We start from the raw sequence: 19,108 nt of genomic DNA, 5'->3' as shown, positions 1-19,108 counted from the left end.
GCCATGTCGGCGGGCGCGGCCACCACGCGCAAGCTGATCAACGCCGACATTTTTTCGCAGCCCTCTGCCAACCTGACGTTCGAGGGGCGCCAGCAATTCCTGGTGGGCAACGGCCTGTTCCGCAAAGACTGGGTGTCTTCGCCGTCGTCCACCCAGGCGTCCGATGGCCTGGGGCCGCTGTTCAACGCGCGGTCTTGCCAGGCCTGCCATACCAAAGACGGGCGAGGCACGGTGCCGGGTTTCGACCCGATGGAACGTTCCGATGCCGTGGCGTTGTTGTTGCGCCTGGCCGTGCCGCCCAGTACCGACGAACATCGACGCCTGCTGGCTTCGGGCGAATTGCCCTTCGTGCCCGAACCGGTATATGGCTCGCAATTGCAGAATTTCGCCGTGCCCGGCCTGCCCGCCGAAGGGCGGATGGAGATCGAGTACGAGCCTGTCGTGGTCGAGCTCAATGGCGGGGAAACGGCCACCCTGATGAAGCCCGCCTACCGTATCGAGAACCCCGGCTATGGGCCGCTGCGCCCGGATGTGCAGATCTCTGCGCGGCTCGCGCCGCCCATGATAGGCCTGGGCTTGCTCGAAGCCATACATCCGGCCGATATCCTGGCCAATGCGGCGGCCGATCATGGCGACGGCGTCAGCGGGCGTCCGAACTGGGTGCGCGACGTGCGCACCGGCGAGCGCGTGCTGGGCCGCTTCAACTGGAAGGCCAGCCAGCCGACCGTGGAGCAGCAGAGCGCGGTGGCGTTTTCCAACGATATGGGCCTGTCCACGCCATTGTTCACCAGCCATTATGGCGAATGCCGCCCGGGACAGGAGGCCTGCTTCAAGATGCCGCATGGCGCGCAGCCCCGCCTGGGCGAGCACGAAGTGCCTGGCGAGCTCATGGACTTTGTCACGATGTATTCGCTGAACCTGGCTGTGCCGCAGCGGCGCGACATCGATGACAAGCGCGTGCTGGCGGGGAAGCGGCTTTTCTATGAGGCCAACTGCGTGGCCTGCCACGTGCCCAAATACGTCACCAGCCGCAACGCGAAACGGCCCGAGCACCGTTTCCAGTTGATCTGGCCATATACCGATTTGCTGCTGCACGACATGGGCGAGGGCCTGGCCGACGGCGTGTCGGAAGACCTGGCCAGCGGCAGCGAATGGCGCACGCCGCCCTTGTGGGGCATAGGCCTGACGCGCACCGTCAACCCCAATGCCACGTGGCTGCATGATGGCCGTGCACGCACGCTGCTCGAGGCCATTCTGTGGCACGGCGGCGAGGCGCAGGCCGCGCGCGACCGGGTCGTGGCCATGACGCCGCAAGAGCGCGCCGACTTGATCCGCTTCCTGGAATCGCTATAACCGGGGAGCCTGGGAGTATGAACATGCTGATACGCAAACTGGGCTTCGCCGCCATGATGCTGGTTCCCGCCGTCGCGCCGGCGGGCCCGGCGCCCGATCTGGGCGCGCGCCTGGCCGACGGCTATGCCAGGCCCGCCGTCACCGCACTGGCGCAGCAGGCCGTTGAACTCCATCAAAGCCTGGACACATGGTGCGGCAAGGGCGGCGGCCCCGCAGGCGCGCCGGCGGTGCGCCAGGCATTTCGCGACACGGTGCTGGCCTGGTCGGGCGTCGAGTTCCTGCGGTTCGGGCCGCTGGTGCAGGGCAATCGCTTTGAACGCCTGGCGTTCTGGCCCGATACGCGCGGCGTGATGCAACGCCAGGTGCGCGCGCTGCTGGCCGAGGGCGATGCGGGCGTGTTGCAGCCCCAGGCCCTGGCGGGCCGCAGCGTTGCGCTGCAGGGCCTGCCTGCCTTGGAATATGTGCTGTACGACGCGCCTGGCCTGCTCGACGCGCCCGCGCAGTCCGATCACGCATTTGCATGTCGCTACGCGGTGGCAGTGGCAGGCAACATTGCCGACGTATCGCGCGAACTGCAACAGGCCTGGAGCGCGCAGGGCGACTTCGGCAGGCAGTTCACCCAACCTTCGGCCGCCAACGACCTTTATCGCTCGCCGCAGGAAGTCGCCGCCGAAGCGGTCAAGGCATTGTCCACCGGGCTGCAGTTCGCACGCGACGTCAAGTTGCTGCCCGTGCTGGGCGATTCGGTGCAGGCCGCCCGGCCCAAGCGGGCCGCATTCTGGCGCAGCGACATGACGCTGCCGGCGCTGGCGGCCAGCCTGCGCGGCATGCAGGCGTTTTACCAGGCTGGAGCATACCGGTATGCCGATGGCGAAAGCTGGATCGAGGCCTCACTGAACGGCGAGCTGGCTCGCGCGGCCGCCATTTTCGCCGAGGCCGATGTTCCGGTGGCGCAGGCGCTGGCTGACCAGGCCCGCTGGCAACGCCTGGCCCTGGCCGGAATGATCCTGAAAAATGCCAAGGACATTGTCGACCAGCACATGGCTCCCGCGCTGGGAGTCGCCATTGGATTCAATGCGCTCGATGGTGATTGACCGCCGCCGCTTTCTTGCGCTGGCTGCTGCCGCCGGCCTGGCGCCCGGCGTGGTGCAGGCGGCGCAGCACCAGGCGCTGTATCTGGCGGCGCGCCGCAGCGCCGGGCGCTACGAAGCCGTGGTGCTGGATGCACGGGGCCGCGACCTGCAGATCGTGCCCATGCCGGCTCGCGGCCACAGTTTCGCGCTCGATCCGGCGCGCGGCCGCGCCGTCGTGTTCGGCCGCCAGCCGGGCTTTTTCGCCGTGGCTTTTCGTCTGGATGGCGCCGAGCCGCCGATGCCGCTGCAGGCAGCCCAGGGCCGCCATTTCTTCGGGCATGGCGTATTCCTGCCTGACGGGCAACGCATGGTGGCCACGGAAAATCATTATGAAGCCGGCTACGGCGTGCTGGGCGTGTATGACACCTCGCCCGGCGGAAACTTCCGGCGTATAGGCGAATTCGAAACCGGCGGCATCGGACCGCACGAAGCCGTGCTGCTCAACGACGGCCGCACCGTATGCGTGGCCAACGGCGGCATTCTTACTCACCCGGATTACGGCAAGCTCGAACTCAACCTGGATACGATGCGGCCTTCGCTGGCCTACGTGGATGCGCAAGATGGCCGCCTGCTGGAACAGGTCGAGCTGCCTGCCGAATACCATCGTTTGTCGATACGCCATCTGGCCGTGGCGGCCGATGGCGCGGTGTGGTTTGGCTGCCAGCATACCGGCCCTGCTTCCGAGCGGCCGCCGCTGGTGGGGCGGCATCGCCGCGGACGCTCGCCCGAGTTGTTCGCCGGCCCCTCTGAAGTGCTGCGCGGTTTTCGCAATTACGTGGGCTCGGTGGCCGTGGATCCGGCCGGCCGCGTGCTGGCCACCAGCAGCCCGGTGGGCGGGCAAGTGGTGTACTGGGATACCGACGGCGGCCGCTGCCTGGGCGTGACTCGCCTGGCCGACGGTTGCGGTGTGGCGCCCCTGGCCGAGGGGCGTTTCCTGGTCAATAGCGGCCTGGGAGCGTTGGTCCGGGCCGGACCGGGGCTGCCCGGCGACGCGGTGCTGCCGCCGTCCGCCTCGATATCGTGGGATAACCATTTCCGCAAGGTATAGCGTTATTCTTGCGAGCGTCGCCGTGGCCGGCGCCCGCGCTCATCTGATAAATTCTTCCGCGTCTGTGATCAGGCTCGGCGAGTTGCCGGGCCTGCATGGCACCGCATAGGTTGGAAGCTCCATGAACGAATACCTGGTAAGTCTCGAAACAGTTTTGCCGCGGCTGGCCGACGGCGCCATCAATATTGTCCTGGCGCTGGTCATCCTGGTCGTCGGCTGGTGGATATCGGCCCTGCTGGGTCGCTGGGTGCGGCGCGCCGCCACCCGGTCGCCGCGCATCGATCCCACTATCGTGCCCATGTTCTACACCGTGGTGGTGTGGGCGGTGCGCATCTTCACCGTGATCGCGGTACTGGCGCGCTTCGGGGTGCAGACGGCCAGCCTGATCGCCGTACTGGGCGCGGCCGGCCTGGCCGTGGGCCTGGCTCTGCAGAACACCTTGCAGAACATTGCGGCGGGCATCATGTTGCTGATGCTGCGTCCGCTGCGCGCCGGCGAATACGTGGCCTTGAGCAGCGGCACCGAAGGCACGGTGGCCGAAGTCGGGCTGTTTCTGTGCCGCCTGGTGCAGGCCGACGGCATACAGATCACGCTGCCCAACAGCGTGGTGTGGAACGCCACGATCACCAACTACAGCCGCAACACGACGCGGCGCCTGGATATTCCGGTAACGGTGCACTACGACGACGATCTCGATGCGGCGCTGCAACGCCTGACGGAGATCGTCGGCAGTCATCCGCTGGTGCAGAAGGAACCGGCGCCGCAGGTCAAGGTTGTCGAATACAAGGACAATGGCACGGTGGTCAACGTGCGCATGTGGTGCAATGCCGCGCAATACTGGGACCTGCGCTGGGATTTGTTCCACCAGATCCGCCTGACAATGAGCCAGTCCGGCTTCAAGCCGGCGATTCCCATCCGCGAGATCCAGGCGGCGCCGCAGAAAGAAGGCGGCGCGCCGGCCGCCTGATTCAGGCGCGCAGCGAAAGGCGCGCCAGTTCGGCGTTGATCCAGCAGGCGATCTCGCGCTGGCGCGGCGCCGGCATGCGATCGATGATGGCCGTGACGCTGATGGCCAGAATCGGCGCGCCCTGCGGGTCCAGCAGGGCGCAGCCCACGCCCAGCGCACCGCGCACCGCATGGTTGCCCACTACCGAATAGCCGCGCGCCCGGGTGTTTTCGATCAGCCTGCGCATTTCGTGGGGCGTCATGCCGCCGTATTCGTCCAGGTAGCTGGCGTTTCTTTCGATGATGCCGTGGGCCACGGGGTCGGGCAGGGCGGCCAGGATCGCCATGCCGCCCGAGCCCACGCCCAGGGGCTGCCGCTTGCCGGCATAGGTGGCCAGGATCTGCACGGGGTAGCCGCCGATCTCGCGGTGCAGGCTGACTGACTCGTCGCCTTCGCGCACCACCAGAAATACCGCGTCGCCGGTGCGTTCGGCCAGTCGGCGCAAGATGGGCAGGGTTTGCGCGACGCGCGGGTCCGGCGTGGTCGAGTCGGCGATGGCCGACCACTGCGCACGGTATTTCTTGGTGCCAGGGATGGCCAGCACGAGACCGGATTCCATCAGCGCGGCCAGCAGGCGATAGACAGTAGGACGCTGGATCGAGGTCAGGCGAGCGATGTCCGTGACGCTCAGCCCCGCGGCGCCCTGGTCGCGCAGCGCGGCCAGTACGGCCAGCCCGCGGCGCAAGGTGCGCGGACCGGAAGATTGATCTGCAATCGACATGCAACTCTCGAGTAAAGCATGAAAAGTAGGGGAACTGGGTACGAGGCGGTATCCAAGTGTCCGCACAATGGACTCTACCTTGCCTTAGGCCGCTTGCCTAGTGGAAAATCGGCTGCCGAACAAAATCTAGTATGTCCGTACAACGGACAGCTTGGCCTGTCCGTACCCCGGACCATTTCTACAGGAGACTCTGATGGCCCAAGGTCACAAAACCCGCTTCCTGCGCCACGCCGCGACGCTGCTGGCCGGCGCCGTGGGCGCGCTCGCACTGGGCGCAAGCGCGCAGGCAGCCTATCCAGAAAAACCGGTGCATATCGTGGTCGGCTTCTCTGCCGGCGGCACCACCGACGTCATCGCCCGCATCATGGCCAAGGAACTCACCCAGGAGCTGGGTCAGTCGTTCGTGGTCGAGAACAAGCCGGGCGCGGGCAGCAACATCGCCACCGATTATGTCAGGCGCGCTGCGCCCGACGGCTACACCTTGCTGTTCGTGGCCGTCACCAGCGCCATCAACCAGACGCTGTACAAGAACGTATCGTTCGACCTCACCAAGGATTTCGCGCCGGTGGCGCTGGGCGCCAAGGTGCCCAATGTCCTCGTGGTCAACTCTGAAGTGCCGGTGAAGTCGGTGCAGGAACTGGTGGATTACGCCAAGGCCAACCCCGGCAAGCTGGCGTTTGCATCTTCGGGCAGCGGCACTTCCATCCACATGGCGGGCGAACTGTTCAAGCAGCGCACCGGCCTGGACGTGCTGCACGTGCCCTATAAGGGCAGCGCTCCTGCGGTAACCGACCTGATCGGCGGGCAGGTGCAGTACATGTTCGACAACATGCCCTCGGCCTGGCCGCACGTCATGGGCGGCAAGCTCAAGGCGCTGGCGGTCACCACTGCCAAGCGTTCGCCCACCGCGCCCGACCTGCCCACCATGCAGGAAGCCGGTTTCGATAACTTCGACGTGTCGTCCTGGTTCGGGCTCATCGCCCCGGCCGGTACGCCCCAGGAAGTCATCGACAAGCTGAACGCCGTGATCGTCAAGGCGCAAGACAACCCCGACGTGCAGAAGGCCTTCGCCGGCCTGGGCGCCGTCGGTGAAAAGACCACGCCGGCCGAGTTTGGCGTGTTCATCAAGTCGGAAGTCGAGAACTGGGCCCCGGTCGTCAAGGCCTCGGGCGCGCAGGTCGACTGAAGCACGCGGCGCCGCCGGGCCGCGGGCGTCGTCCCGCGCCCGGGCGGATCTGTCCGAAAAGCCCCCTGCAAAGGGGGCTTTGTCATTCCGGACGTAGTCCCGAACGGGCCGTCCCCAACCGGCCGTCCCGAACGGGCTTTTATTTTTTGCGCAACATGGCCGTGCATACCCCGCGCAGCATGTCCACCTCGTCGCGCGTCAGCGCGCACCGGCTGAACAGGTGGCGCATGCGCGGCATCAGCTTCTTGGGGTGGGCGCGGTCCAGGAACTGCACGTGCACCAGCGCTTCTTCCCAATGCGCCAGAAAGGCCTGCACGGCCTGGCCGGTGGCCGGCGCTGCGCCAGGATCGGCCTGCTGCGCCGCAGATACGGGCAATAGCGGCGCGGCGGCGGCCTGCAGCAGCGCATAGCGCAATTCCCAGGCCGCCAGCTGCAGGGCCTGCGCCACGTTCAGAGAACTGTATTCGGGGTTGGCCGGAATGTGGCAGATGCGGTGGCACAGGGCAATCTGCGCGTTGGTCAGCCCCGCCCGCTCGGTGCCCAGCACCACCGCGGTGCAACCTGTGCCGGGGGTGGCCAGGTGGCTGCTGGCCAGCAGGGCGGCCTGGCGGATATCGCAGGGCGGGGGGCCCAGGTCGCGCACGCGGGCGGTCAGGGCGAACGACAGCGTAACAGGCGCCAGGGCCTCTTCCAGCGTGGCGCACACGCGGGCCCGCTGCAGGATGTCGCTCGCGCCGCTTGCCAGCGCTACCGCTTCGGGCTGGGTCGTGATGTCGGGGTAGCGGGGCTCGACCAGCACCAGCTCGGAAAAGCCCATGGTCTTGATGGCGCGCGCGGCGGAACCCACATTTCCGGGGTGGCTGGGCTGCACCATAATGAACTGAACACGTGAAAAGGCTTGAGTCATTTAAAATGCCGAGTTTGGCTTAACGCTTTCCTGGTTTTTGGGGTCGTTGCCGCGCCGCTGTACCGGTGCGCGGCAAGGCCGCCCGGGTGGCGGCCCTTACCGCATACGTACGGAATCTTATGCACCCGATGCTCAATATCGCCATCAAGGCGGCCCGGCGTGCCGGCACCATCATCAACCGTGCCAGCCTCGATTTGGAACGACTCAGCGTGGCTCGCAAGGGCCCGCGCGATTATGTCACGGAAGTCGACCGTGCCTCGGAAGAGTCCATTGTAGAGACCTTGCGCACCGCCTATCCCGACCACGCCGTGCTCGGCGAGGAGTACGGCCTGCAAGGCCCGGAACAGGCCGAGTTCCAGTGGATCATCGACCCCCTGGACGGCACCACGAACTTCATCCACGGCCTGCCTCACTATGCCGTGTCCATCGCGCTGGCGCAGCGGGGGCAGGTCACGCAGGCAGTGGTCTACGACCCGTCGCGCAACGAGCTATTCACCGCCAGCCGGGGCAGCGGCACCTTCCTGAACGACCGCCGCGTGCGGGTCTCGGGCCGTACGCGCTACAGCGAAGCCCTGCTGGGGGCGCACTGGCCCAAGTCGGGCGACATCGACGCCGGCGGCGGCCGCTTCCGCCAGCTGGCCGAAGGCAGCACCGGGGTGCGCCGCCTGGGCTCCACGGTGCTGGACCTGGCCTATGTGGCGGCGGGCCGCATCGACGGTTTCTGCGGGGTGCGGCTCAAGCCCTGGGATCTCGCCGCCGGCAGTTTGCTGGTGCAGGAAGCGGGCGGGCTGGTCGCCGACTTCGACGGCGAGCAGGGCTGGCAAGATTCCGGCAACGTGCTGGCCGGCAGCCCCAAGATCTTCACCCAGATGCTCGCCGCCCTGCAGCCCAGGCAGGCCTGAGTTCGGCGGCGCGGCGTGCCGCGGGCCATGGCGCCCCGGGGCGCGCCGCCCGCGACAACGCCGCCGGCGTCGTTAAAAATCGACACGTTTCCCGGCGCGATCTGCCGGCAAGTCGCCCGCATGTGACGTCAAATCCGGGTACGATTGGCGGTTTCGCAACTTTTGGAGCACTCGATGGAGTGGCTGCAGGATCCCGCCGCGTGGGTCGGCCTGCTTACCTTGGTCGTTCTCGAGATCGTCCTCGGGATCGACAACCTGATCTTCATCGCCATCCTGGCCGACAAGTTGCCGCCGGCGCAGCGCGATCGCGCGCGCATCGTTGGACTGTCCCTGGCCCTGCTCATGCGGCTGGGCCTGCTTTCAGTCATGTCGTGGCTGGTCACCCTGACCGCTCCCTTGTTCTCCATCGGGCCTCTTACGTTCTCCGGACGCGACCTCATCCTGCTTGTGGGCGGGCTGTTCCTGTTGTTCAAAGGCACGCTTGAACTCCACGAAAGGCTGGAAGGCGGCCACGCGACCCAGACGTCGGGGCCGCGTGTGTATGCCAGCTTCTGGGTCATCGTGCTGCAGATTGTGGTGCTGGACGCGGTGTTCTCGCTCGATTCCGTCATTACGGCGGTAGGCATGGTCGACCACCTTGCCATCATGATGATCGCCGTCACGGTAGCCATCGGCATCATGCTGCTGGCGTCCAAGCCGCTTACCCGCTTCGTGAACGCGCACCCCACGGTCGTCGTGCTGTGCCTGGGTTTCCTGCTGATGATCGGCTTTTCGCTGCTGGCGGAATCGTTCGGCTTCAAGGTGCCCAAGGGCTACCTGTATGCCGCCATCGGCTTTTCGGTGGCGATCGAGGCGCTGAACCAGGTGGCGCGGCGCAATCTGCTGCGCCTGGACGCCACGCGCCCCATGCGCGAGCGCACGGCATCGGCGGTGCTGCGCATGCTGGGCAAGCGCCCGCCAGACGGCGAAGAAGTGGTGGCCGCCAATGCGAGCGGCCCCGCCATGCCTGCGTTCGGCGTCGAGGAACGCAACATGGTCAGCGGCGTGCTGACGCTGGCCGAACGCTCCATCCGGTCCATCATGACGCCGCGCACGGATGTGTCGTGGGTCAATATCGACGACGACGCCGACACTATCCGCCGCCAGCTCACCGAGGCGCCGCACAGTTTCTTCCCCGTGTGCCGCGGTTCGCTTGACGAGGTCATCGGCATCGGACGAGCCAAGGACCTCGTGGCCGACCTTATCACCGAGCAACGCCTGCGCCGCGATCGCCTGCGCGACCCGATCATCGTGCACGAATCCATCGGCATCCTGCGCCTGATGGATACCCTCAAGCGGTCACGCGGCCAGCTGGTGCTGGTGGCCGACGAGTTCGGCGCGATAGAAGGGCTGGTAACCCCCATCGATGTATTCGAGGCCATCGCCGGCGAATTCCCCGACGAGGACGAAACGCCCGATATCACGCCATTGCAAGACAACGTCTGGAGGATCGACGGCGCGGCCGACTTGCATCACGTCGAGCAAGTGCTTGAAACCGAAGGCCTTATCGACGATTCGCAAGACTATTCCACGCTGGCGGGTTACCTGCTTGCGCGATTCGGGCACCTGCCCGAGCCCGGTAACGCGTGCGACTACGACGACCCGCATCATCACTTCCGCTTCGAGGTACTTGAACTCGACGGCCGGCGCATCGCGTCGGTGCGGGTCGAGCGCCTGCCCCTGGCCTCCGCCGAAGCCGAAGAACCCGTCGACAGCCATTGACCCCAACCGCGACCCAGCAAATTGTGACCGACAGCACGCTACACCTGATCAAGGCATTCTTTCTTGGCATCCTCGAAGGGCTCACCGAGTTCATCCCGGTGTCCAGCACAGGGCATCTGATTCTGGTGGGTGACTGGATCAGCTTCGAATCCAGTTCGGGCAAGGTGTTCGAGGTGGTGATTCAGCTGGGCTCGATCCTGGCAGTGATGTGGGTGTTCCGGGCCAGGCTCTGGCAGTTGATCCGCGGCACCCTGGCCGGCGTGCCGGTCGAAGTGGCGTTTACGCGCAACCTGGCCCTGGCGTTCCTGCCGGCCGCGGTCGTGGGCGCCATTTTCATCAGCAGCATCAAGCAGATTTTCTACCATCCCGGCGTGGTGGCAGTGACCCTGGTGCTGGGCGGCCTGGTGATGCTGTGGGTAGAGCGCAAGGCGCATCATACGCCGGGCGACGCGCCCGGCGCGGCCGACGACACGGCATCCGACGAGCGCGCCACGGCATTCTCGCTGGAGCAGATCACCTGGAAGCAGGCGTTGGGGGTGGGGGTGGCGCAGTGCGTGGCGATGATACCCGGCACATCGCGGTCCGGCGCCACCATCATCGGCGGCATGATCGCCGGCATCCAGCGCAAGACCGCTACCGAGTTTTCGTTTTTCCTGGCCATGCCCACCATGCTGGGCGCGGCCACCTACGACATGTACCGCAACATCGGCCTGCTGACCCAGCAGGACCTGTCTGCCATCGCGGTAGGGTTCATCGCCGCTTTCCTGAGCGCGCTGGTGGTGGTGCGGGCCGTGCTGCGGTTCGTGGCCAACCACACCTACAAGGGCTTTGCCTGGTATCGCATCGCCCTGGGAATCGTCGTGGCAATCTGGCTGCTGGGCAAGTAACCTGGCGGGGCCGCCACAAAGGGCGGCGCCAGCGCCGCCCTTTGAGTCAGGCGGTTTCCAGGTCGTAAAGAACCGGCCCGTCGCGGTCGATGACCAGCCAGCCTCCGCGTGGCGGCTCGGCGTGGTCGCAGTCCCAGTCGGGCAGCACCCAGCGTTCGCGGCGGCGCCCATCGACCATCAGCACGTGGCGGCCGGGCCGGTGCGTGTGGCCGTGCACCATGATGTCCACGCCGCCGGCGCGGAAGGCGTCTTCCACGGCCCGCGGATTCACGTCCATGATCTCGGCCGACTTCATCTGGTTGGCAGCCTGGCTTTCGCCCCGCGCCTGCTGCGCCATGGCCAGGCGTTCGGGAATGCTCTTGGCCAGGAACTGCGCCTGCCAGCGCGGATCGCGCACCATGGCGCGAAACTGCTGGTAAGCGGCGTCGTCCGTGCAGTATTCATCGCCGTGGCTGAGAAGGATGCGGCCGTAGTCGGTTTCCAGCAATGCCGGATCGGGCAGCAAGCGGCCGCCCACGGCATCGGCCAGGCCGGCCCCCATCAGGAAGTCGCGGTTGCCGCGACCCAGCCAAACGGGGATGCGGGCGGCCGTGTGTTGCAAGGCGCGCAGCGCCTGGGCCAGCCATGGAGGAGCGGCCTGTATCGTGTCGTCGCCGATCCAGGCGTCGAAAATATCGCCCGGCAGGAGCAGGGCGGCCGCTTCATCCGCCGCGGATTCCAGAAACCCCACGAAGGCCTCGGCCGTGGCCGGCGTGGCCGGCCCCAGGTGCACATCGGAAGCCAGCCATATCGGGCCCCGCAATGCAACGTTATTCAACGACTTCGGCCTTTTCGATGATCACGTCTTCGGTGGGCACGTTCTGGTGAAAGCCGCTGTTGCCCGTCTTCACGCCCTTGATCTTGTCGACCACGTCCGTGCCTTCGGTGACCTTGCCGAATACGGCATAGCCCCAGCCGTTGGGCGTGGGAGCAGTGAAGTTCAGGAAGTGGTTGTCGGCGACGTTGATAAAGAACTGGGCCGTGGCCGAGTGCGGGTCGCTGGTGCGCGCCATGGCCAGCGTGTACTTTTCGTTCTTCAAGCCGTTGTCGGCTTCGTTCTCGATGGGAGCCTGGGTGGGCTTTTGCTTCAGGCCCGACTCGAAACCGCCGCCCTGGATCATGAAGCCATCGATGACGCGATGGAACACCGTGCCGTTGTAGAAGCCGCTGTTGACGTAGCCGAGGAAGTTCTCGACAGTCTTGGGCGCCTTTTCTGCGTCCAGGGTAATGACGATGTCGCCCTGGTTCGTTTGCAGTTTGACGCGGGGAGTGGTGCTCATGGGTTTGGTGCCTTCTGAGGTGGTAGGGTTGGAAGAGGCGGCCGGCTGTGCGCCGGCGGGCGCCGGCATCATCGTGGCCAGCGCGAAGGTGCACGCCAGCAGGCGCAGCATACGTAGATGAGGGTAGCGCGAAATCATCGTTGTTGGCTTTCCTTCAGCAGGTTTTCGATTTCACGTGCCTTGGCATCCATGCCGGGCACGCCCTGTTTTGCGGCATTGCGATAAGTGCGCAAGGCCATCATCAGCTGGATGTCGCCCATGTTGGCGCGCGCATCGGGGTAATCGGGGTTGGCGCGCAACGCCATCTGCAAGGCGTCGTGGGCCTGGTCGAGATCGCCTTGCCTGGCGTACAGCGCGGCAAGATTGTTCCAGGGCTCGGGCAGCTCGGGAAACCGCGCGGTCATCTCGGTGTACATGGCGATGGCCTCGTCGGTGCGGCCCAGCGCCGCCAGGGCGCGCGCATGCTGGAACATAAGCTGCACATCGGTGCCGCGCTGGCCCGCGATCTCGGCCTCGCGCTTTTCGATCATCTGCAGCGCTTCTTCGTTGCGGCCCTGGTTGAGCAGGCGCTCGATATGGCTGGTGATTTGCGAAGGCGTCGGGTCCAGCCGAGTGTCCACGTTCGGCTTGAGCGCCTCGAGCAGGTTGGCCAGCGCCTTCCAGCCGCGTTCGGGGGGCGGCGGATCGAGTTTGGTGAGCCCGGTGCCGCTCGCGTTGGGCAGCGCGTCTCCGCCGCCCATTGCCTGGCCCCATGCAGCGCCGCCCGAAAAGGCGGCAAGCGCCACGGCCAACAGGGTGTTGCGGTAAAGGCGATTGATGGTCACGAGGGCATCCGTTAAAAATCGGCCCGGCGCACCCGGCGCGCGTCGAGGCCGCTTGCTATACTTGACGACCGCCATTTTAGCCCCGGTTGCGTTCTGGCTTCACTAGAACCGAAGCGCCAGGGCACGGAGCGGCCTGGCTTGGTCCATGCCGCATTTAGCCGGCGCCAGGCGCGCCGGCGCGGACGCCCCATGGGGCACGCACCGCAACATCTCGAGGCCAGCCTAAGCGTCATGCTGCATATCTACAATACGTTGTCGCGTACTAAAGAACCATTCAAGCCGGCCCGGCCCGGCCAGGTGCGCATGTACGTTTGCGGCATGACCGTGTACGACTACTGTCACCTGGGGCATGCGCGCATGCTGGTGGCCTTCGACGTGGTGCAGCGCTGGCTGCGCGCGAGCGGACTGGCCGTCGACTATGTGCGCAACATCACCGACATCGACGACAAGATCATCCGGCGGGCCGTGGAAACCGGGCGCCGCATCGGCGAGGTTACCGAATACTATATCGCCGCCATGCATGCTGACGAGCGCGCCCTGGGTGTGCAGCCGCCCGACCGCGAACCGCGCGCCACCCAGTATGTCGGGCAGATGCTCGACATCATCCGCCGCCTGGAAGAAAAAGGCCTGGCCTATCGTGCCGACGACGGCGACGTCAACTATGCCGTGCGCGGCTTCGAAGGCTACGGCAAGCTCTCGGGCAAGGCGCTCGACGACCTGCGCGCCGGCGAGCGCGTGGCGGTGGCCTCGGCCAAGCGCGACCCGCTGGACTTCGTGCTCTGGAAGGCGGCCAAGCCCGACGAGCCCGAAGACACCAAATGGCAGTCGCCCTACGGGCTGGGACGCCCCGGCTGGCACATCGAGTGTTCGGCCATGAGCCACGCGCTGCTGGGCTTGCCCCTGGACATCCATGGGGGCGGCCCGGACCTGAAGTTTCCGCACCACGAAAACGAAATCGCCCAGACCGAAGGCGCGTTCGGAGGCATGCTGGCCAACATCTGGATGCACTGCGGCCCCCTGATGGTCGACGCCGACAAGATGTCCAAGTCGCTGGGCAATTTCCGCACCATCCGCCAGACCATCGCGCAGGGCGAGGCGCCCGACGGCCAGGCCGACTACACGGTCAACCCGCGCGAAGCCGAGATGCTGCGCTTTTTCATCGTGCGCAATCACTACCGCAGCCCGCAGAATTACACGCCCGACAACCTCGTCGACGCGCAGAACGCCATCGACCGCCTGTACCAGGCGCTGTCCAACGTGGCGCCCGATGACCAGGGCGTCGATTGGCACGAGCCTCACGCCCAGGCGTTCAAGGCGGCCATGGACGACGATTTCAATACGTCGGGGGCCATGGCGGCGCTCTTCGAGCTGGCTTCCGATGCCAACCGCACGGGCAGCGCGCGCAGCGCCGGCCAGCTCAAGGCATTGGGAGCGGTGCTGGGGCTGTTGCAGCAAGATCCCGCCCAGTACCTGCAAAGCCCCACGCGCTATTCGGCAGCCGGGCTGGCACAGGCCGAGGCGCCCGCGGCCCGGCTCGACAACGCCCAGATCGACGCCCTGGTCGCTGCGCGCGCCGCTGCCAAGCAGGCGCGCGACTACGCCGAGGCCGACCGCATCCGCGCCACCTTGCGCGAGGCGGGCATCGAACTCGACGACAAGCCCGGCGGCCACACGCAGTGGCGGCGCGCCTGAGGAAGACCGCCGACATGCCCGCCGCCGACATCGCCGCCAAGCCGCCGTATTGGGAAGAAGCGGTCGCCCATCTCATGCGCCGCGACCGCATCCTGAAAAAGCTGATCCCGCAGCATGCCGAAGCCTGGCTGACTTCGCGGGGCACGCCGTTTATCACGCTGGCGCGCGCCATTGTGGGGCAGCAGATCTCCACCAAGGCAGCCGACGCGCTGTGGCAGCGTTTGCTCGACACCGTGGGCAAGCGTCCCACGCCCGCCGGCGTGCTGGGCCTGCAAACTGCGGATCTGCGGCAGGCTGGCCTGTCGCAGCGCAAGTCCGAGTACCTGCAAGATCTTGCCGTCCATTTCAGCGAACGCCGCGTGCATCCAGAAAAATGGGCGGCCATGGACGACGAGAGTGTCATCTCGGAACTGGTGTCCATTCGCGGCATCGGCCGCTGGACGGCCGAGATGTTCCTCATTTTCAATCTGCAGCGGCCGGACGTCCTGCCGCTGGACGATCTGGGATTGCTCAAGGCAATCTCGCTACACTACTTCAGCGGAGAACCTGTCTCGCGCTTCGAGGCCCGCGAGGTCTCGTCCGCGTGGCAGCCCTGGCGTACCGTGGCGACCTGGTATTTGTGGCGCAGTCTGGAAACCAAGCCGGTTGCCAACTGATACGCCGGGCGCCCAATAACGGAACCTTACTTCATGCGCAATACATTCCTTGAATTCGAACAACCGCTGGCCGAGCTTGAAAACAAGATCGAGCAGCTGCGCTATGTACAGGCTGATTCCGCGGTGGATATTTCCGACGAAATCGGCCGCCTGCAGCAGAAAAGCCAGACGTTGGCCAAGGAAATCTACGGCAAGCTGACACCCTGGCAAACCGCGCTGGTGGCACGCCATCCGCAGCGGCCCTATACGCTGGACTACGTCCGGGAAATCTTCACCGACTTCCACGAATTGCACGGCGACCGCATGTACGCCGACGACCAGTCCATCGTGGGCGGGCTGGCGCGGTTCAACGGCGCGGCTTGCATGGTGATCGGGCACCAGAAAGGGCGCGACACCAAAGAGCGGGCCGCGCGCAACTTCGGCATGCCGCGCCCCGAGGGCTATCGCAAAGCCCTGCGGCTGATGCGGCTGGCCGAAAAATTCAACCTGCCGGTGTTCACGTTCGTCGACACCCCCGGCGCCTACCCGGGCGTGGGCGCCGAAGAGCGCGGCCAGTCCGAGGCCATCGGCCACAACCTGTACGCCATGGCGGAACTCAAGGTGCCCATCATCGCCACCATCATCGGCGAAGGCGGCTCGGGCGGCGCGCTGGCCATCGCCGTGGGCAACGCCGTACTGATGCTGCAGTACGCCACGTATTCGGTCATTTCGCCAGAAGGCTGCGCGTCCATCCTGTGGCGCAGCGCCGACAAAGCCTCCGACGCGGCCGAGGCCCTGGCCATTACCGCGCCGCGCCTGAAAGACCTGGGCCTGATCGACCGCGTGGTCAACGAGCCGGTGGGCGGCGCGCATCGCGACCCGCGCGTCATGGCGCGCCTGCTGCGTCGCGCCCTGGGCGATGCGTTGCGCCAGTTCCGCGGCATGACGCCCGATCAGCTCATCGAGCAGCGTATGCAGCGCCTGCTGTCATACGGCAAGTTCCAGGAAGTCCGCGGATAGCCCGGCGCCTGGGCCGGGCCCGCAGGGGTCGTTTCCATGATGAAACCCGGCGAACCGCTCGGCACGGCCGGCCCGACCGACACGCGGGCGGCTGCCCCCGTCTTTCCGTCAGTGCCGCTTGCCCGCGCGCTGGCCTCGGCCCTGCAACCCCTGCAGGGCAGTGAGGCAAGGGTGGCGGCGGCCGTCAGCGGCGGCGCCGATTCGGCCATGCTGGCCGCCCACGCCGCGCCGCTGGCCCTCGAGCGTGGCATTGCATTGCAGATCTTCCATGTGCACCACGGCCTGCAGGCCGCCGCGGACGAATGGACGGGCAATGTCCGCGAACTGGGCCGTATCCTGCAGCTGCCGGTGCACGTGGCGCACGTGCAGGTAGATGGCAACAGCGGCCTGGGCATCGAGGCTGCCGCGCGCAATGCCCGATACGCCGCGCTCGCCGAGTTGGCCCAGGCGCATGGCGTGACGCATATCCTGCTGGCTCACCACCAGCGCGACCAGGCAGAAACCGTATTGCTGCGCCTGCTGCGCGGCGCCGGCCTGCAAGGCATGGCGGCCATGGCGCCCGCCATACAGCGCGACGGCCAGACCTATCTGCGGCCCTGGCTGGATCAGGATCGCGCCGAGATCCTGCGTGCGGCCCAGGCGTTCGCCGGGCGGCATGGCTGGCACCCCGTGCACGACCCCACCAATGCCGACCCGCGCTATACCCGCGCCGCAGTCCGCGAACTGCTGGGCCCGGTGCTCGATGCGCGCTGGCCGGGGTGGCAGGCCCGGCTTGCCGAGCATGCGCGCCATATGGCCGAGGCGGCCGCCATTGTCGAAGACGTTGCGCGCGCCGATCTGGCCACGCTGCAGCCATCGGCCGACAACACCAGCTTCGCCCTGGCGCCGTGGCGCCAGCTTCCACCGGCCCGCCAGGCGCAGGCGCTTCGCTACTGGCTGGCATTGAACGGGGCCGCGATGCCTACCGGCGCGCGCCTGGCCGATATGCTGCGCCAGTTGCGGCAGTTGCACAGCCTGGGCCACGACCGGCAGATGCGCGTGGCCCATGCCGGGCATGTCGTCCGGTGCCACCGCGGCAGGGTGTGGATCGAGCCGCGGCACCAGGGGCATCCGTAGGCGTGCTCTGCGCAAAATCGCGCCCCTGTTAAAATCGTGATCTTTGCCTGCCCAGTTGGGGGCGGGTTTCCAGCCAGAGCACGAGATGTCCCTGATCGTTCAAAAATATGGCGGTACTTCGATGGGCTCGGTCGAGCGCATCCGCAATGTGGCCCGTCGCGTTGCCAAATGGCACGCCGCCGGCCACCAGGTGGTCGTGGTGCCCTCGGCCATGGCCGGCGAAACCAATCGCCTGCTGGGCCTGGCCCGCGAAATTTCCTCGCAACCCGACCCCCGCGAACTCGACATGATCGCCGCCACCGGCGAACAGGCCAGCAGCGGGCTGTTGTCGCTGGCGCTGCAGGCCGAAGGCGTGCCTGCCCGCAGCTACGCCGGCTGGCAGGTGCCGGTGCGCACCGATTCGTCGTACACCAAGGCACGCATCAATTCCATCGACGATGCCCGCATTCGCGCCGACCTGGATGCCGGCAAGGTCGTCATCGTCACGGGCTTCCAGGGCGTCGATCCCGACGGACACATCACTACGCTGGGGCGCGGCGGTTCCGATACCTCGGCCGTGGCGGTAGCCGCCGCGCTGAGCGCGCATGAGTGCCTCATCTTCACGGATGTCGATGGCGTCTACACCACCGACCCGCGCGTCGTGCCAGAGGCCCGGCGCATGAACGTGGTGTCGTTCGAAGAAATGCTCGAAATGGCATCGCTGGGCTCCAAGGTGCTGCAGATCCGTTCGGTGGAATTCGCCGGCAAGTACCGCGTGCCCACGCGCGTGCTGTCGTCGCTGACCGACCCGCTCATTCCGCTCGAAATCGAAATGACTTCGGGCACGCTGATTACTTTTGAGGAAGACGAAAAAATGGAAACCGCCGTTGTCTCCGGCATCGCCTTCAGCCGCGACGAAGCAAAGATCACTTTGCTGGCCGTGCCCGACAAACCCGGTATTGCCTATTCCATCCTGGGTCCCGTGGCCGCCGCCAACATCGACGTCGACATGATCGTGCAGAACCAGTCCGTGGCCGGCACCACCGACTTCTCGTTCACGGTCAATCGCAATGAATTCCAGCGCACCATCGAGCTGCTCAAGCGCGAGGTCGTGCCCGCCGTGCAGGCTCGCGAACTCGTCACCGACGACAAGGTCGCGAAGGTCTCCATCGTAGGCATCGGCATGCGTTCGCACGTAGGCGTGGCCAGCCTGATGTTCCAGACCCTGTCTCAGGAAGGCATCAACATCCAGATGATCAGCACGAGCGAAATCAAGACCTCGGTGGTCATCGACGACAAGTACATGGAGCTTGCCGTGCGCGCCTTGCACAAGGCCTTTGGCCTGGACCAGGCGCCGGCAGAAAAAGCCTGATCGACGTCGTGGTTTGCGGCCCCCGCACTTGCTGAGGGCCGGCAAAAGCGTGCTAGAATCGCAAATTCTTCGGAGACGTGCCCGAGAGGCTGAAGGGGCTCCCCTGCTAAGGGAGTATGTGGCCAAAAACTGCATCGTGGGTTCGAATCCCACCGTCTCCGCCAGAAGCAAAAAAAAGCCCTTGAAAAATCAAGGGCTTTTTTGTTTGCCGAGAGCTCAACGGCAGGTCGCTTATAGGCGTCTCCAG

Annotated in this window: 18 protein-coding genes and 1 tRNA gene; 14 read left to right on the top strand and 5 right to left on the bottom strand. The window is 66.2% G+C overall.

Features of this window, described 5'->3' with window-relative positions:
- Positions 1-3: 3 nt before the first annotated feature.
- From CAL18_RS12215 to CAL18_RS12200, 4 genes are all read left to right on the top strand, one after another.
- Complete coding sequence (locus tag CAL18_RS12215) at positions 4-1,353, top strand: di-heme oxidoredictase family protein (RefSeq protein WP_432759143.1); 1,350 nt, start codon at positions 4-6, stop codon at positions 1,351-1,353.
- A gap of 23 nt (positions 1,354-1,376) precedes the next feature.
- Complete coding sequence (locus CAL18_RS12210; RefSeq protein ID WP_094818116.1) at positions 1,377-2,447, top strand: imelysin family protein; 1,071 nt, start codon at positions 1,377-1,379, stop codon at positions 2,445-2,447.
- On the top strand, positions 2,437-3,534 hold the full coding sequence (locus CAL18_RS12205) for a DUF1513 domain-containing protein (protein WP_170940339.1): 1,098 nt from the start codon (positions 2,437-2,439) through the stop codon (positions 3,532-3,534). Before CAL18_RS12210 ends, CAL18_RS12205 begins: the two co-directional genes overlap by 11 nt.
- Before the next feature lie 121 nt (positions 3,535-3,655).
- Entirely contained in the window at positions 3,656-4,501 is an 846-nt protein-coding gene (locus tag CAL18_RS12200) for a mechanosensitive ion channel family protein (RefSeq protein WP_026640140.1), read from the top strand.
- Position 4,502: 1 nt separating this feature from the next.
- Here the strand turns inward: CAL18_RS12200 and CAL18_RS12195 are convergent, their stop codons facing one another.
- Positions 4,503-5,261, bottom strand: a complete 759-nt coding sequence (locus CAL18_RS12195) for an IclR family transcriptional regulator (protein WP_094817937.1) — start codon at positions 5,259-5,261, stop codon at positions 4,503-4,505.
- Positions 5,262-5,454: 193 nt separating this feature from the next.
- Between CAL18_RS12195 and CAL18_RS12190 the strand changes: the two genes are divergently transcribed.
- Positions 5,455-6,447, top strand: a complete 993-nt coding sequence (locus tag CAL18_RS12190; RefSeq protein ID WP_026640142.1) for a Bug family tripartite tricarboxylate transporter substrate binding protein — start codon at positions 5,455-5,457, stop codon at positions 6,445-6,447.
- A 139-nt stretch (positions 6,448-6,586) separates the two neighbouring features.
- On the opposite strand, the gene CAL18_RS12185 is transcribed toward CAL18_RS12190, so the two are convergent.
- Positions 6,587-7,354, bottom strand: a complete 768-nt coding sequence (locus tag CAL18_RS12185) for an RNA methyltransferase (protein WP_026640143.1) — start codon at positions 7,352-7,354, stop codon at positions 6,587-6,589.
- 119 nt (positions 7,355-7,473) lie between these two features.
- On the opposite strand from CAL18_RS12185, the gene CAL18_RS12180 reads away from it, so the two are divergent.
- The 3 genes from CAL18_RS12180 (at position 7,474) to CAL18_RS12170 (ending at position 10,904) form a co-directional block, all read left to right on the top strand.
- The gene (locus CAL18_RS12180; RefSeq protein WP_094817936.1) at positions 7,474-8,256 is read left to right on the top strand and encodes an inositol monophosphatase family protein; all 783 of its coding nucleotides are present in this window, start codon (positions 7,474-7,476) and stop codon (positions 8,254-8,256) included.
- 174 nt (positions 8,257-8,430) lie between these two features.
- Complete coding sequence (locus CAL18_RS12175) at positions 8,431-10,017, top strand: TerC family protein (RefSeq protein ID WP_094817935.1); 1,587 nt, start codon at positions 8,431-8,433, stop codon at positions 10,015-10,017.
- A gap of 23 nt (positions 10,018-10,040) precedes the next feature.
- On the top strand, positions 10,041-10,904 hold the full coding sequence (locus CAL18_RS12170) for an undecaprenyl-diphosphate phosphatase (protein WP_026640146.1): 864 nt from the start codon (positions 10,041-10,043) through the stop codon (positions 10,902-10,904).
- 46 nt (positions 10,905-10,950) lie between these two features.
- Here CAL18_RS12170 and CAL18_RS12165 read toward each other — a convergent pair whose 3' ends face one another.
- The 3 genes from CAL18_RS12165 to CAL18_RS12155 form a co-directional block, all read right to left on the bottom strand.
- A complete protein-coding gene (locus CAL18_RS12165) occupies positions 10,951-11,721 on the bottom strand; it encodes a UDP-2,3-diacylglucosamine diphosphatase (protein ID WP_026640147.1) in 771 nt (256 codons plus the stop codon).
- On the bottom strand, positions 11,714-12,223 hold the full coding sequence (locus tag CAL18_RS12160; RefSeq protein WP_094818115.1) for a peptidylprolyl isomerase: 510 nt from the start codon (positions 12,221-12,223) through the stop codon (positions 11,714-11,716). Before CAL18_RS12160 ends, CAL18_RS12165 begins: the two co-directional genes overlap by 8 nt.
- A 134-nt stretch (positions 12,224-12,357) precedes the next feature.
- Positions 12,358-13,047, bottom strand: coding sequence for a tetratricopeptide repeat protein (locus tag CAL18_RS12155; protein ID WP_349290276.1), 690 nt, complete (start codon positions 13,045-13,047; stop codon positions 12,358-12,360).
- Between the two features lie 231 nt (positions 13,048-13,278).
- Here CAL18_RS12155 and cysS point away from each other — a divergent pair, with 231 nt between their 5' ends.
- The 6 genes from cysS (at position 13,279) to CAL18_RS12125 (ending at position 19,025) form a co-directional block, all read left to right on the top strand.
- Positions 13,279-14,739: a cysteine--tRNA ligase gene (gene cysS / locus CAL18_RS12150; protein ID WP_026640150.1), complete on the top strand. Its 1,461-nt coding sequence runs from the start codon at positions 13,279-13,281 to the stop codon at positions 14,737-14,739.
- Positions 14,740-14,753: 14 nt separating this feature from the next.
- Complete coding sequence (locus CAL18_RS12145; protein ID WP_026640151.1) at positions 14,754-15,395, top strand: DNA-3-methyladenine glycosylase family protein; 642 nt, start codon at positions 14,754-14,756, stop codon at positions 15,393-15,395.
- Positions 15,396-15,428: 33 nt separating this feature from the next.
- A complete protein-coding gene (locus CAL18_RS12140; protein ID WP_026640152.1) occupies positions 15,429-16,394 on the top strand; it encodes an acetyl-CoA carboxylase carboxyltransferase subunit alpha in 966 nt (321 codons plus the stop codon).
- A gap of 129 nt (positions 16,395-16,523) precedes the next feature.
- Positions 16,524-17,510 (top strand): tRNA lysidine(34) synthetase TilS, encoded by a 987-nt coding sequence (tilS, locus tag CAL18_RS12135; protein WP_026640153.1) that lies wholly within the window; start codon positions 16,524-16,526, stop codon positions 17,508-17,510.
- A gap of 85 nt (positions 17,511-17,595) precedes the next feature.
- Positions 17,596-18,861, top strand: coding sequence for an aspartate kinase (locus tag CAL18_RS12130; RefSeq protein ID WP_026640154.1), 1,266 nt, complete (start codon positions 17,596-17,598; stop codon positions 18,859-18,861).
- 71 nt (positions 18,862-18,932) lie between these two features.
- Positions 18,933-19,025 (top strand) — tRNA-Ser (locus CAL18_RS12125).
- Positions 19,026-19,108: the final 83 nt, after the last annotated feature.

Origin of the sequence: Bordetella genomosp. 7, assembly GCF_002261415.1 — a bacterium.
In the GTDB taxonomy this organism is placed as follows: Bacteria; Pseudomonadota; Gammaproteobacteria; order Burkholderiales; family Burkholderiaceae_B; genus Bordetella_A.
Note: the sequence above shows the minus strand (reverse complement) of the source record. Positions and strands in the feature narration are given on the sequence as shown.